This window comes from Halanaerobium hydrogeniformans (assembly GCF_000166415.1).
GTDB classification, from domain to species: Bacteria; Bacillota; Halanaerobiia; order Halanaerobiales; family Halanaerobiaceae; genus Halanaerobium; species Halanaerobium hydrogeniformans.
On record NC_014654.1, the window covers coordinates 1,992,353 to 2,006,433 of the forward strand.

Annotated in this window: 13 protein-coding genes and 1 tRNA gene; 4 read left to right on the forward strand and 10 right to left on the reverse strand. The window is 30.5% G+C overall.

Features of this window, described 5'->3' with window-relative positions:
• Window positions 1-2 precede the first annotated feature (2 nt).
• The gene (locus HALSA_RS09110) at window positions 3-581 is read right to left on the reverse strand and encodes a GNAT family N-acetyltransferase (RefSeq protein ID WP_013406282.1); all 579 of its coding nucleotides are present in this window, start codon (window positions 579-581) and stop codon (window positions 3-5) included.
• 341 nt (window positions 582-922) lie between these two features.
• On the opposite strand from HALSA_RS09110, the gene dpaL reads away from it, so the two are divergent.
• The gene (gene dpaL / locus HALSA_RS09115) at window positions 923-2,143 is read left to right on the forward strand and encodes a diaminopropionate ammonia-lyase (protein ID WP_013406283.1); all 1,221 of its coding nucleotides are present in this window, start codon (window positions 923-925) and stop codon (window positions 2,141-2,143) included.
• Between the two features lie 474 nt (window positions 2,144-2,617).
• On the opposite strand, the gene HALSA_RS13240 is transcribed toward dpaL, so the two are convergent.
• Window positions 2,618-2,893 (reverse strand): HD domain-containing phosphohydrolase, encoded by a 276-nt coding sequence (locus HALSA_RS13240; protein ID WP_083789336.1) that lies wholly within the window; start codon window positions 2,891-2,893, stop codon window positions 2,618-2,620.
• A gap of 63 nt (window positions 2,894-2,956) precedes the next feature.
• On the opposite strand from HALSA_RS13240, the gene HALSA_RS09125 reads away from it, so the two are divergent.
• Window positions 2,957-4,083 (forward strand): IS3-like element ISHahy2 family transposase gene (locus HALSA_RS09125; RefSeq protein WP_095522093.1). Its coding sequence is split into 2 segments (ribosomal slippage): window positions 2,957-3,209 and window positions 3,209-4,083, totalling 1,128 coding nucleotides; the frame shifts between segments, so codons are not numbered across the junction.
• Between the two features lie 70 nt (window positions 4,084-4,153).
• On the opposite strand, the gene HALSA_RS12495 is transcribed toward HALSA_RS09125, so the two are convergent.
• The gene (locus HALSA_RS12495) at window positions 4,154-5,776 is read right to left on the reverse strand and encodes a sensor domain-containing diguanylate cyclase (RefSeq protein ID WP_013406284.1); all 1,623 of its coding nucleotides are present in this window, start codon (window positions 5,774-5,776) and stop codon (window positions 4,154-4,156) included.
• 206 nt (window positions 5,777-5,982) lie between these two features.
• Window positions 5,983-7,032: an IS30 family transposase gene (locus HALSA_RS09135; protein WP_013405143.1), complete on the reverse strand. Its 1,050-nt coding sequence runs from the start codon at window positions 7,030-7,032 to the stop codon at window positions 5,983-5,985.
• 231 nt (window positions 7,033-7,263) lie between these two features.
• On the opposite strand from HALSA_RS09135, the gene HALSA_RS09140 reads away from it, so the two are divergent.
• Window positions 7,264-7,455 (forward strand): hypothetical protein, encoded by a 192-nt coding sequence (locus HALSA_RS09140; protein ID WP_013406285.1) that lies wholly within the window; start codon window positions 7,264-7,266, stop codon window positions 7,453-7,455.
• 70 nt (window positions 7,456-7,525) lie between these two features.
• Here the strand turns inward: HALSA_RS09140 and HALSA_RS09145 are convergent, their stop codons facing one another.
• The 6 genes from HALSA_RS09145 to HALSA_RS09170 form a co-directional block, all read right to left on the reverse strand.
• Complete coding sequence (locus tag HALSA_RS09145; protein ID WP_013406286.1) at window positions 7,526-7,783, reverse strand: hypothetical protein; 258 nt, start codon at window positions 7,781-7,783, stop codon at window positions 7,526-7,528.
• A gap of 161 nt (window positions 7,784-7,944) precedes the next feature.
• Window positions 7,945-8,032, reverse strand: a tRNA-Leu gene (locus HALSA_RS09150).
• A gap of 133 nt (window positions 8,033-8,165) precedes the next feature.
• Window positions 8,166-9,236: an IS30 family transposase gene (locus tag HALSA_RS09155; RefSeq protein ID WP_013404838.1), complete on the reverse strand. Its 1,071-nt coding sequence runs from the start codon at window positions 9,234-9,236 to the stop codon at window positions 8,166-8,168.
• 123 nt (window positions 9,237-9,359) lie between these two features.
• Entirely contained in the window at window positions 9,360-10,499 is a 1,140-nt protein-coding gene (locus HALSA_RS09160; RefSeq protein WP_013406287.1) for a baeRF7 domain-containing protein, read from the reverse strand.
• A 134-nt stretch (window positions 10,500-10,633) separates the two neighbouring features.
• Window positions 10,634-12,058, reverse strand: coding sequence for a GntR family transcriptional regulator (locus HALSA_RS09165; RefSeq protein WP_013406288.1), 1,425 nt, complete (start codon window positions 12,056-12,058; stop codon window positions 10,634-10,636).
• 159 nt (window positions 12,059-12,217) lie between these two features.
• Window positions 12,218-12,463: a DUF2254 domain-containing protein gene (locus HALSA_RS09170; protein ID WP_013406289.1), complete on the reverse strand. Its 246-nt coding sequence runs from the start codon at window positions 12,461-12,463 to the stop codon at window positions 12,218-12,220.
• Between the two features lie 182 nt (window positions 12,464-12,645).
• Here HALSA_RS09170 and HALSA_RS09175 point away from each other — a divergent pair, with 182 nt between their 5' ends.
• Complete coding sequence (locus HALSA_RS09175; RefSeq protein ID WP_013404695.1) at window positions 12,646-13,827, forward strand: IS256 family transposase; 1,182 nt, start codon at window positions 12,646-12,648, stop codon at window positions 13,825-13,827.
• Window positions 13,828-14,081 lie beyond the last annotated feature (254 nt).

The following is a 14,081-nucleotide window of genomic DNA, read 5'->3' on the forward strand; positions in this document are numbered from 1 at the left end:
TTTCATTGATTATTATTTTTGTTTATACTATATATTTTAGGGTTAAAAATTCTAAATAAAATTGGAGTGTAAAAATCTTTAAGCAGATCAATATATTCTTTTTCTTCTACTTCTTTTCCCTGCAGAGATAAAACTTCGTATTTTTCTTTATCTTCTTCCATAATTAAGCCAATAAAATTATAATTATTTTTTAAATAAAACTTTTTTCTCTTAATTCGCTGCTTATAATTAGCTGCATCTTCATAAGGAGATTCAATATCCAAAATTATTTTTTGATCTTTTTTCAGCTCACTTAACTCATAAAGAACTTTGCTGCCATAACCTTTTCCCCTGTGTTCTGAAGCTACAGCTAAATAAAGGACAAAAGTTATTTCTTGATGGTTAACAAGATAAAAAAAGCCAATAAATTCACTCTGATCATAAATAGCAAGAAATTCAACCCTATCTTTTAATGCTCGCAAAGATAAAAACCATAACGGTAATCTCTGTTCAGAAGGAAAGGCTTTTTTATATAATTTTTCAATTCTTTTATAATCAGCTGATAAAAAGTTAACTGCTTTAAATTTAAAGCTTGACTTCATCTTTTCACTCCTAAGATTATATTATTTAAAGCTGCTCGGCTAAAAAATATTTAGCAAAACTTTCTCCGGCAATCTTTTACAGATATACTTACTTTATTGATTCTTCATTCTAGTATTTTTTCCTGCCTATTAGATGAATTAAGTCAAAAAGCCCTGAGCAAATATTAAACCCTGTTGAAATTGAATACTTCAGTAAAAGTAGTCTTTATCTTTAACCACAGCTTTTGTTTTTCAACTTCTATTTTAAAATGAATTGATTTAAATATTATTTATGTTATAATTGTCCTAATTGTCCTAATTGTATTATTAAAATTATCTAAACAGCGAAAGGAGATTTATAAGTGAAAAGCAAGGATAGATTAATTGATATTCAATCAATAAAAAATAAAAATTTAGGTGGCTCAAAACCAGATTTTCTCAATGCAGAGACTGCAAAACATGTTCGAAAATTTCATATTTCTTTTGATGAATACAGAGCAACTCCTCTGACTAGTTTGAAAAACCTGGCTGACTACCTTGGTATTAAAAACATCTATGTTAAAGATGAATCATATAGATTTAAGCTTAATTCTTTTAAAGTTTTGGGTGGTACCTATGCTATCGCAAGATCTCTAGCTGAAAAACTGGATCGAGATATTGAAAATTTAAATTTTGAAATGCTCAAATGCAAAGAAGCTAAAGAAAAATTAGGCGAGATAACTTTTATAACAGCGACTGACGGAAATCATGGTAAAGGAATTGCCTGGGCAGCAAATCATCTCGGACATCAGGCAGTAATTTATCTGCCAGATGGTTCTGCCCAAAAAAGAGTTGATGCTATTAGAGAAGTAGGTGGAAAAGCAATTGTTACAAATTTAAATTATGATGATACGGTTGCTTATGCAATGAAAAAGGCTAAAGAAAACAACTGGCATCTGGTACAGGATACTGCCTGGGAGGGTTATGAAAAAATACCGACCTGGATTATGCAGGGCTATACCACAATGGCTGAGGAAATTAAGCTTCAGCTCGAACTAGAAGGTATCGAAGAACCAACCCATATGTTTCTTCAGGCAGGGGTGGGATCTATGGCCGGCTCTATTCTGGGTTATTATATCAACCAATTTGATAATTATCCGATCACCACAATTATTGAACCAAATGAAGCAGCATGTGTATTTAATTCTGCCTCTCACTCTGATGGAAAAACCCATAAAGTTGAAGGAGATTTAAAAACCGATATGGCAGGCCTTGCCTGTGGAGAAGCTAATCCTTTAGCCTGGGAAATTTTAAGAGATTATGCTCATATGTTCGTTACCTGCAATGATTATGTTTCTTCAAGGGGAATGAGAATTTTGGCCAATCCAATCGCGGATGATAAACAGATTATTTCTGGTGAGTCAGGATCTGTTGGGCTTGGTTTTCTTTCTTTATTGATGGAAAAAGAAAACCTACGCTCTTTAAAAAATGAGCTTCAATTAGATGAAGATTCAATTGTTCTAATCTTTAATACTGAAGGAGCCACAGATACAATTAATTATAGGAAAATTGTCTGGGATGGAAAAGACAGTTTGTTGGATTAAATACAAATCAAATATGATAAAGCAAACCCTTCTCTTTTAGATTATGAGAAGGGTTTTATGCTTGAAAGATAAAATTTTTAATTGTGCCATATCTATCAACTTTCTTACCTCTCGCATAATATGATTTTTTGTTTACAAGAGGCGGTGATAGAATGGTACATTTTTAGTTTAGCATATGCAAATTTAAGTGAATAATTGAGGTGGTTTTAATCTTATTGTTAATTGTATCAAAATACTATGACAGCATATTGTCGCGGACTGATGTATATTTTACTTATTATTTAAACATCTGTATAATTATTTTAAAGATTTAGTTGTTATTTGATTTAAATTAAAATTTGAAAGGAGTTATTTTGATGGATGAATTGATATATTTTTTAATTGCTACATCCATATACTTTTTAAAAACAAAAAACCTCCAGAGCTTTCGCCCTAGAGAGCTATTAATTCCATTAACACTTTCGAAGTTATCACTTATTTTATAAACTCCAGAAATTTTTTAACTAAATCAGGATCAAATTGACTTCTTGCAGCTGCTTCAATCTCAGCTAGAGTTTCTTCTTCAGTCATTTTTTCTTGATAAGGTCTACCACTTATCATAACATCATATGCATCAACAATAGAAATTATCCTGGCTAGATAAGGTATATTTTTGCCTGAAAGACCTTTTGGATAACCACTACCATCCCATTTTTCATGATGGGTTAGTATTTCCTCTGCTACAATAGAGAATTCTTCAGATGAATGGATCGGGTATAATTAATTAAACAGTTTTTTCTCGGACATGATATAATAAGATAATAACAAACTAAAATGGAGGAAAATATCATGCCTACAAAATATCCTGAAGAAATCAAAAGAAAAGTTGTTGCTCTGGCCAATAATGGTAAAAATCAAACTGAAATACTCAATGAATATGGAATGGCAAGGTCCACACTTCATAAATGGATAAAAGACTATAATAACTCAGGTTCATTCAGCGCTAAAGATAATAGATCTGATAAAGAAAAAGAATTAATTAAATTACAAAAAGAAAACAAGCAGTTAAAAATGGAGAATGATATTTTAAAGCAAGCGGCGCTGATAATGGGACGAAAGTAGCAGTTATTAAGGCAAACAGGGATAAATACAGTATTAGCGCCATGTGCAGAGCACTCAATATATCAAGGGGTATGATCTATTATACCCCTAAAGAAAAACAGGTTGATGTTGAACTAGAAAGCGAAGTGATTTCCATTTACAAAGCAAGTAGAAATCACTATGGAACCAGAAAAATCAAAAGAGAATTAGCTAAAAAAGGTTATCAGGTGTCCAAGCGAAGAATAGGTAAAATAATGAAAAAATATAATCTAGTTTCTACTTATACTAAAAAACAATACAAAGTTCATTCTCCAAGCTGTAATGAAGATAAAATTGCCAATATTGTAAACAGAGAATTTAACAAAGAAGAAGCTCTAGACGTTGTTGTCAGTGATTTAACCTATGTTAATGTAAAAGGAAAATGGAACTATGTCTGTCTGATCATAGATCTCTTCAACCGTGAATTTGTTGGTTATGCAGCAGGTAAAAAGAAAAATGCCGAATTAGTAACTGAGGCTTTTAAAAGTATTAAAAGACCACTAAATCAAATTAATATTTTACATACTGATAGAGGTAATGAATTCAAAAATAAAGCTATCGATGATATTTTAGTCAGGTTTGATATTGAGCGTTCTTTAAGCAATAAAGGATGCCCATATGATAATGCAGTGGCAGAAGCAGCCTTTAAAGTAGTTAAGACTGAATTTGCTTATGACAGAATATTTAACAGCTTTGAAGAGCTGGAATATGAGCTATTTGACTATGTTAACTGGTATAATAACCACAGAATCCACGGGTCGTTAGATTACCTAACACCTGTTGAATATAGATATTTAATGTTCGATAAAAAATTGTTGTAAAAAGTATTGACAATCCAGAAAGTGCAATTTTATAACCCTGTTGAGGATGAGATTTTAAAAGGTCATACTCTTATTTGCTCAATTTACTCTTCTTATTTAATATTTTTTCTGGAATACTTACCTTACCAATATCATGTAAACTTGCTAAAAGTGATAATCGGTTTGTTTCAGTAATATTAAGTTCAAGAAAATCCGCAAAGTTTTTAGCTAAATTTTTTAATCTCATAGTATGTTCTTTCGTTTCATGGCTGATCATATCCAAATAATTTAAAAGTCCATAAACTATCTTGCTTGACCGGCTGCTATTTTGAGCTAATTTGTTTTTATACATGATGTCATCTGCTTTGATAAAAACACTATTTATTTCCTGATCCACTTTAACCTTTGTGGCAGCTCCTAAAGCAATTGATAGTTTTGAGTCTTGTTTTTTAAAATCTTCAACTTTATCTTTTATTCTCCTGATTATTTTTTCTCTTTCAACTTTGGCAGTATTCGGCAGTAATATTGCAAATTCATCTCCACCATATCTGGCTAATATATCCTCTTTCCTGAGAGAAGCCTTCAATATTTTAGCAGTTTTTTTAATCAACTTATCACCTTCTTGATGTCCATAATTATCATTTATGAACTTCAAACCATTTACATCAGCTACTATTATAGATAAAGGCAGCTGTCTTTTTGCATCAAGTCTCTTTAATTCTACCTCAAAGAAGCGTCTATTGTATATCCCGGTTAACCCATCTTTAAAACTCAAATCAAGTATTCTCTGATGGTCTATGTGTTTCGCAAAAGCATTTTTAATAATATCAGTAAATATTTTTAAAAGACGTATATTTTCTGTATTAAAATTAATATTTTCTATCTTATAATCAAAACCAAAGAAGCCGAATAAATTATTATCGATAAATATTGGTATTATAATTATTGAATCAACTCCAAATTTTTTTAAAAGTCTTTTTTCTTTTTCTGCCTTGGCTGACATTTTATTTATATCTTTAATATTTATTATTTCATCATTTGATAATCTTTCCATCCAACTGGAAATAACTTGGGTAGATATGCCCTGCAAGTAATCTTTATGAGATCTTATATTTTTCTTACACCATTCATGGGTATTAGAAATTAATTCATATTTTTTTGAAAACTGAAAAATATAACTTCTCTCTACAGCAAAAAACTCACCTATTTTGGCTAGAGAATTATTTATTTTTCTATCAATATTAGCTTCATTAACCTCAAACAATGATGAAGATATTCCAGCCAGAGTTTTCTGGAATTGATGCTGAAATTCTAGATTCTTCTCTCTTTTTATTCTTTCACTTATATCTCTTTGTATACCAATATAGGTATAAATTTTTCCCTTCTCATTTTTAATCGGTGTTATTTTAAATTCACAGATAAATTTTGAACCATCTTTTCGTCTGTTTAAAAACTGTCCTGTATGTGTTTTGCCCTCTGATATCTTTTCATACATTTCCTGCTGGAGTTGCTCTGATAAAGGCTCCGCATTAAAAATCTCTGGCGTTTTATTTTTTAATTCATCTAAACTATAACCAAATAGCTCTTCAGCAGCTTTATTAATATATTTAATATTAAAATTATCATCAGTAATAATTACTGAATCAGAAATATTTGTCATTGCATTTACTAATAATTTTGATCCTTCAAAGTCAAAAAATTCTTTTTTTGGCATTTAGCCCACTCTCCTGCAAACTAATAATACTAATGTCGATACTCTTTATAGATAAATTTTGTCAAAATAAATCAAATTTTGTAGAATAATATAGAAAAGTTGTAATAATTATCCTTATAATATAATTAAATAAAACTCTTTTTATTCCTTTTTTATTATCCTTGAATTGCAATGTTAAATTGAACTAGTTTCAAACTGTAATAATTTTAATTGTATAGAATTAGTTTTAGTTGGTCTTCAAAAGCTTCATCAGGAGTTAAATATCCTAATATTTTTCTAGGTAAAGTATTACACCAATTTTGAACTCTAGCAATAGCTTCAATTGAAAATTCATTTATACTTCTACCTTTAGGTATAAACCTTCTTATCAAGCCATTGTGACGTTCATTTGTTCCTCTTTCCCAGGCTGAATAGGGATGAGTATAATAAATTTTAGTGCCAACTATTTCTTCTACACTGGCTAGCTCTGAGAATTCAGAACCATTGTCACTGGTAATGCTTTTAAAGACTGTAGAAAAAAGATCTCCAGTTTCTTTGATTAGCTTTGTCATAGCTTCCTGAACAGAACAAGATGTTTTGTCATCAATTTTGCGAATAATTTGTGAGCGAGTTGTACGTTCTGTCATAGTAAGTAGTGCTGCTTCATCTTTAGTCTTTTTACCAATAATAGTATCAATTTCCCAGTGGCCAAATTCGCTGCGATCATTAACGCTTTCAGGGCGTTCATCAATGCTGGTACCCAGTTTCTTTTTATTCTGCTTAATACGTTTTGGTTTTGTAGAACGCTTTAATTTCAATGGTAGATCAATATTTTTAATCTTAAGTAGTCCAGCATCTATGTAATTATAGAGAGTTTTGGTGCAAACCATCTTTGAATTTGGAAATTTATTATGCACCTGAGCTGATCCACAAATAGAATCAATTGAATGATCTGAGTTGTAAAATTTATCTAAAACATGTTCTATGAAATCTTCGCACTCTAGGAGTTTAAACTTAGGTCCGCAATTTTTACGATTATTTTCATAAACTCTTTGACCAACATCAGGGAAATAAATATCAACCTTTTTATTGGCCTTTATTTGAGAAACTGTACCACGTTTCAACTCGTTTCTAATTGTATTTGAAGCTCTACCTAAGCGTTTACCAATTGCATAAGGTGACATTCCTTCTGAATGTAATAAAGCAATTTGACCGCGATCATAAGCATTAAGGTGTTTATTTTTTCGAGAATTTGGTGTATCATATAAGTAGTCCATAGTGTGCACCCTCCTGTAATGTTTATTGTTTGTAGTAATTCAATTATATTACAGTTTGTGCCACTATGGGCATTTTTTTATTAGTTTTTTTTAATTAGTTCAAGTTCATTTTACAATTAAGCCTTTTTTATTATCAAATATTTTTTCGAAAAAGAAAATCTGCTGTTTTTATTAGTAGTTCATCTACTTTTTGGTGCCATAACTATCATTGAGCACCAAATAGGATTTAAAGTGCTTGAAAAACAAAATATGGATTTAACAGATGAAGATCTATATGAAAGTATGAGAAACATGGAATCAATGATAAATTCTCAAATGTCAGATACTTATCCTTTAGGTCATTTTAATGATAGTGAGCTAACTATTGAAGAAATAGCAGAAAGACTGGCTGATTTTGATGAAGTTGATATGCCTCCACCTTAAAATCTAAGGACCATCGCAAATATAAATCAAGTAGGGCAAGCATTAAATTGCTTGCCCTACTTGATTAAATTCAATGTTCTGCTTCCCAAAATAAAATTTGTTCTGGCAGATCAAAATAATTTGATAATTTTTCTCTTACTTCTGGTTCAGGTACTTTCCCTTCACAGCACCACTCATGAAGTTCTTCTACACTAACATCCAGTTTTTGAGCCAGCAAATTAAAAGGCATTTTCTCAGCAAAAATCAAACCATAGAGTATCCTATTTTCAGTTTCAGTAATCAGGTCCTTTTTAGACAATTCAGTACAGTCTAAACCATCTAAGGTCACAAATACCACCCCCAGAAGGATAGAGCCTTCTTCTAATTGTATTTTTATTATAGCATAGATAATTTTATATCTAAACAGTATTTGCTGGAAATGGCTAAAAACAGAAAAAAGCCCTCTAAAAAGAGGGCTTTCAAAATGGCCATAAGGCCAGTCATATCAAGTGGTGCCGAAGGCGGGGGTCGAACCCGCACAGCCGAAAGGGCCACTGGATTTTGAATCCAGCGCGTCTGCCAATTCCACCACTTCGGCATTAACATTGATTATTTTAACATATAATTTATTTAAAAGCAAGCATTATATAAGTTATACTCTTTAGGTGAATTGCAACATGCAATGCACGCTTTTTTAATCTTTCTTAAAATCACCTGTACCTTCATTACTTCTAGACACTAAAGCTTAATTTCTCTTTAAATAATTTATCTGAGTTTTCATAGTTAAACATTTTTCTAGGATAAGTATTTATAAAATCCTGAATCTTTTTTATCAGTTTTCTCTTAATACCTTTAAAACTTGTGCCTTTAGGTAAAAATCTTCTGATAAACTTATTAGCTACTTCATTTGATCCCCTTTGCCAGCTACAGTATGCATCACAATAATACAAACTAGTTCTAGGTATACTGCTACCTGTATATGATTGTTCTATACCTTCATAATCTGCAAATTCTGAACCGTTGTCTGTAGTAATCGATTTAAATGTTTCCCTAAAATTAACAACCCCAAATCGTCTTTCTATACGATCAAGTCCTTTTACCACTGACTTTGCTTTTTTGTTTGGTATTTTTTCTATGATTTCCTGCCTAGTTTGTCTTTCTGTCAGCACTAGTAAGGCAGGTTCATCTTTTTGTTTTAACCCTTCTACTAAGTCCATCTCCCAATGCCCAAATTCCTCCCTGGTATCAGCTCCTTCAGGCCTATCTCTAATTGTACGACCTTCCTTACGCCTCGTAGTGCTTTCACTTTCTTTTGGTCTGTCTTTCCCAGTTTTATAATTACCATGTGGGAGATCGCTTCTGTCTATATTCAAAACACCTTTATCTATGTAATTATAGATTGTTTTCCAGTGTAATTGAATTTCAAATTTATCTGATTCTTCAATGTCTTTTGCCACTGCTGCAGGAGATCTTAATTCCTTGATTTTTTCTTCTATAAATTCTGCTAACTCTTTATTTTTATCGATTTTTAAATCAGGGCCTTTATTCGAATTATTAAATTCATATACTTTCTGTGCTATCTCTGGTACATATTCTTTTCTGGTTGTTCCATCACCATTATCAAGTTCTACCTCACCTTTTTTTATTTCTCGACTGATTGTTGTTCTATGGCAGTTTAATTCTTCGCCTATTTCAGTATAATTTTTTTCTTGGACATTATATAAATGTTTAATTAATTTGCGATCATCAAAATTCAGGTGTTTTCCTTTGCTTCGTTTTGTGTTACAATTACTTTGACACATATTCTGTACCTCCTAATGTTTTTGTCGCTATTAACATTATACAAAAGGTACAGGTATGTGTCTATTTTTTTATCTAATCACCGCGTGCATTTAATTATACAATTCAAAGTTATACTCTTTAAATTAATACCTGTAGATAGCTGCTATATCAGCATTATCAGGCATTTTATCTTCAGTAAGTGGATATACCTTTCCTCCATTTAAAATGGTCTGAACAGCAGCATAATTATAAAGATCATAGTTTTCTCGATCATTAATATCTTTAATTTCTTTTTCTTCTGCAGAAAAGAAACCTTCTTTATCTGCTTCTTTATTAATCATTAAAGAATCTACTCTACTGAAATATGCTGCTTCTAATATTTCTTCAAGTTCTTTTGAGATCTTTTCTGAACCCTTTAATTGAGCAAATTCCTCCTTAACAGATTTAAGATAATCATGAATATGAGGTTCTACTATTTCCCAGCTCTTTTCTTTTAGTTCTTTTTTATTTATATCTTTCACATTACCACTTAGGTTTTTCTCTAATAGATTAGAATAGCTATTTATATCATCTTTATAAAGAGAAAAGAGGTGATCATCTGAAACTATTAAAAGATAATCATCTTTTGATTTTAGTTCTTTAAAAATTACCCTATCTACTTCTCTTAAATAATGAAGCAGGTCTTCCTGATCATCATCAGTTGCTCCCTCACCATGGAATACCGAAGCTGTTCCAGCCCTGCTCATTGATTGATATTTCTGGGCACCTTCATCATCAATATTTAAAAATTCTTTAATATTTGTAGGTAATTCCTTAAGTTCAACCTCATCTATGGTATTTCTGTCGGCTCGATACAATTGATTAAAGTTAGGGCTTAAAGCTAAAATATAATATTTTTTATCATACCAGAGACCTGATATTAATTGCTTTATATTAAAACATTGACTTATATGAGTGCTATTATAAATATCTATTGGAAGTTTAAAAAGCTCAAATTTATTTTCACTGATAAAAACAGCTAATCCTTCTTTTTGTTTCTGCCAGAAATTAATATCAGCTGCCAGATCAGCAGCTTCATTTAAGAATTCATCTACATCTCGCTGCTTATAACCCCAGATATCTTTTAATTTTTTCTCGGTTTCCTGCAGCAGATTTTTGAATTCGATTTCCAGTTTTTTGAATTCACCTTTACGAACGGCTTTAGTTGACATATAAATAGAGACACAGGGACTATCCTGACAATTGATAAGATCTTTTAAAATCTCCTGATTAATTTCTGTCATTATTATTACCCCCTATTATTTTACTTTACTTAATACTCAATACTCCATTACTATTAATGTCCAACTAAATTCAAGTTTTCTATTCTAATTACATTTTATCAAAAAATAGAGTAAATTGAAATAGCTTAATCAAATTAACTAAGATATTGCCGATAAATTTTTGCTAATTTAACAACCCCCTGCCTAATGCTAAATTGATCGAGTGCTGCAGTTGACAAAATAACCTGATTGCTCTTTGCATCTATTAAAAAGTTCCTGTAGTCTGCCAGTAAAACACCTGTTTTTTCTGAGAATTTATTAAAGGCTTTTTGATCTAATTGCTGTTCTAAATAGAGAATGCTGTAAAAAGCAGTTTGACTGCATTTAACTTCAATATCCCTGAAACTTTTATGCAGTTCATCTTTTAATAAAAGATTTCTATTTTTTATCCTTTGTTTTAAAAGTTTGGTTCTCTTATTCAAATAAGATTTTTCTAAATAATAGGATAAAACATTTTCTAATAACTGATCACCTGCTGATAAAGATCTATATTTGTCTTCCAGTAAATTTTTATTCAAATTACTTTCTTCTTCATAATAATTACTTTCTGCAAGAAAAACAACCCCTGAATCAAGCCCGGGAAAGACTTTATTGCTTAATTCTCTAATTAAGATTAAATTATTTTTAAAACTTGAATTAAGAAGTGTCTCTATCTTTTCATTTTTACCAAAGAGATAGTATGACTCAAATATAATTATTTTAAATTTTAGCATCTCAGCCAGTTCAAATAATGATTTTAATTTTGAAATACTCCAGCTTAAAACATTAGCAAAAACCGGCTCATCACTTAAAATCAAATAATCAATTTTATTCTCCCGCAAATAATCCATCAGAACTTCATAATCTGCATTTTTCAGTTTAAGAAACTCTGGTTTTTCAAAATTATTTTCTTCTCCAATCTCATTATCTATTGTTAAAAAATGAGCAAATGGGCCCAAATCTGATGGAGACTCAAATAATAAAAGGTCATTTTTTTGAATAAGCAATTCTAAAACCATTATTAATTCAGAGCGAGAATTATAATACAGAGCCTTGTGTTCAAAACTATCTACTATATCTTTTAAAAAGCAAAACCACTGATTACTTTTAAAATCTATTTCTTTAAAAATATTCCCTTGAAATTTGCTGTAAAATTGGTCAAAAACAAGATCAAAAGCATATTCTGGCATATACTCTCTGTTATTTTGAGAACCACTAAAATCAATTATTCTATTTACAGAAGATTCTTTTGAACTCAATATCCTCAATCTCTGATCATCTTTATTGGACTTATAACCAGCAGCAGGAGCTATATAACTACCACTACCCTCTTTTTTGTAAATCAAAAATTCTTCCGCCAGAAGATCATATGCTTTAACAACTGTTTCGTTATTTACTCCCAGGCGAGCAGCTAATTTTCTAATGGAAGGCATTTTAGAATCTGGAGTATACCTATCTTCTAAAATCTCTGCCTTGATCTGTTGATAAATCTGCTTATATAAATTTTCTTCTCCCTCACGGTCTAATTCTATATCGAACATTTAACTGCCCTCCCTAATTATATTGACTTTTTATTTCCAGCTTACATCTTTTACACTATCAACATCAAAATATTTTTCTTTATTCTCCTTATTATCTGTTTCTTTTGCTAACTTGTAGATCTTATGAATAAGATATTTTTTATCTTCCTGCTCTAATTATTAATTGTATTTATCAGCTAATTTACTTAATTTTATATCATAGATTAACTGAATATAACCGCTCTTAGTAGGTTTTACCTCACAAAATTCTTTTTTCATCTTTTCTTTTAAATCATCTGGACCCTTATTCTTTATAAGCTCATTATTATCATTTCTCTCCTTAATTTGATCTACTATTTTTATAATTTCTTTTTTTAGATTTTCTATTAAAAGATTAACCTGAAAAAAGTGTAGCAATAACTGCATATAATGATGGTATAAAATATATTTTATTTTCTATATTATGGAGTAATTTAAGCCTCAAAAAAATTTAGTAGTGTACAATAAGTTGTGTAAATAGATTTTTTTCAATAAAAAAAGAGGAATCCTTCTTTGAATGGTTGAAATATTTATTAGCGAAATAAACTCAACCCAAAGGAGGACTCCTCATGAACAGTATACCCGAAAAAAACAGTGATGGTCAAGTTGAATTTCACGATTTAATCATTGAACTCATCAAAAATTTTCTCGAGAATTTCCTCAAGGCTGAATTAACTGAATTTCTAAACTATGAAAAACATGAATACTCAGGTAGAAACTCTGGCAATAGTCGTAATGGATCTTATCTTCGTGATTTCTTAACTCAGTTTGGCAGTATTAAAGGCTTAAATGTTCCTAGAGATAGAAATGGTGAATTCCAAACTGAACTATTCCAACCATATAAACGCTATGATAACTGGCTTGAAGAAGCTATAATAAACATGTATGCTAATGGCCTTTCCACCCGCTATGTAGCTGATTGGATAGAGCAGATGTATGGACAAAAATATAGCCCTACTACTATTAGTAATCTAACTAATGTTGCTCTTGAAGAGGTTAAAAAGTGGAAAGAAAGACCACTTCAAAAACGGTACAGCGTTATTTTTATTGATGGCATGAGCATAAAAGTCAGACGAGATACTGTTGCAAATGAATCTGTATATATTATCATTGGTATCAATGAAGACGGCTATCGTGAAATACTTGATTTCTACATTGGTGCAACTGAATCTGCTGCTTTATGGGAAGAAGTACTAAGTAATTTAAAAGAACGCGGAGTCCAGGAAGTCCTACTAGGTGTTATAGATGGACTCCCAGGACTTAAAGATTCTTTTCTAAAAGTATTCCCTAAAGCGGATGTGCAGCGTTGTATAGTTCATAAAGTGCGTAATACAATAGTCAAAGTTAGAAAAAAAGATACTGATGAAATCGTTAAAGATTTAAAAAAGATCTATAGATCTCCCAGCAGAGAGTTTGCAGAAAAAGCTTTAGAAGAATTTGATTTTAAATGGAGTAAAATCTATCCTAAAGTTACTCAAAGCTGGTACGTAGATAAAGATGAACTATTAACATTTTATAAATATCCAGAAAGCATACATAAAGCCATATACACAACAAACTGGATTGAAAGAGCCAATAAAGAAATCAAAAAAAGATTAAAGCCTATGAATAGTTTGCCTAATGTACAAGCAGCTGAAAAAATAATTTATTTAAAGATTATTGAGTACAACTCAAAATGGTCTGATAGAAAGATGAGAGGATTTTTAGCTGCAAAAGATCAGCTCCATCAACTATTTAAAGAACGATACTGATTTATTTACACAAGATTCTTGACGTTATCCAAAATTTCATTTACTTCCGATATTTTTTGATAATTCAACAAAAATTTATAATAATCTAATATTACTACTTATTAAATAAAATTCAACATAATTGAATAATATCCTTTTTTAATGTTACTATTTAAGGGGAAAGAGCTAAAAACTTTAATAAACCATCTTGTTATAAGCAAAAAGATTCTATATAATTAAAAGTGAGTAAAAATAGAAGAATTATATTTACTACA

Excerpts from the sequence above, each read along its gene's own strand:
- HALSA_RS09155 (WP_013404838.1), bottom strand. The coding sequence starts at position 9,236 with ATGTGTCAAAGTAATTGTAACACAAAACGAAGCAAAGGAAAACACCTG.
- HALSA_RS09170 (WP_013406289.1), bottom strand. The coding sequence starts at position 12,463 with ATGCAGTTATTGCTACACTTTTTTCAGGTTAATCTTTTAATAGAAAAT.
- HALSA_RS09110 (WP_013406282.1), bottom strand. The coding sequence starts at position 581 with ATGAAGTCAAGCTTTAAATTTAAAGCAGTTAACTTTTTATCAGCTGAT.
- HALSA_RS09160 (WP_013406287.1), bottom strand. The coding sequence starts at position 10,499 with ATGACAGAAATTAATCAGGAGATTTTAAAAGATCTTATCAATTGTCAG.
- HALSA_RS09135 (WP_013405143.1), bottom strand. The coding sequence starts at position 7,032 with ATGGACTACTTATATGATACACCAAATTCTCGAAAAAATAAACACCTT.
- HALSA_RS09175 (WP_013404695.1), top strand. The coding sequence starts at position 12,646 with ATGAACAGTATACCCGAAAAAAACAGTGATGGTCAAGTTGAATTTCAC.
- HALSA_RS09165 (WP_013406288.1), bottom strand. The coding sequence starts at position 12,058 with ATGTTCGATATAGAATTAGACCGTGAGGGAGAAGAAAATTTATATAAG.
- HALSA_RS12495 (WP_013406284.1), bottom strand. The coding sequence starts at position 5,776 with ATGCCAAAAAAAGAATTTTTTGACTTTGAAGGATCAAAATTATTAGTA.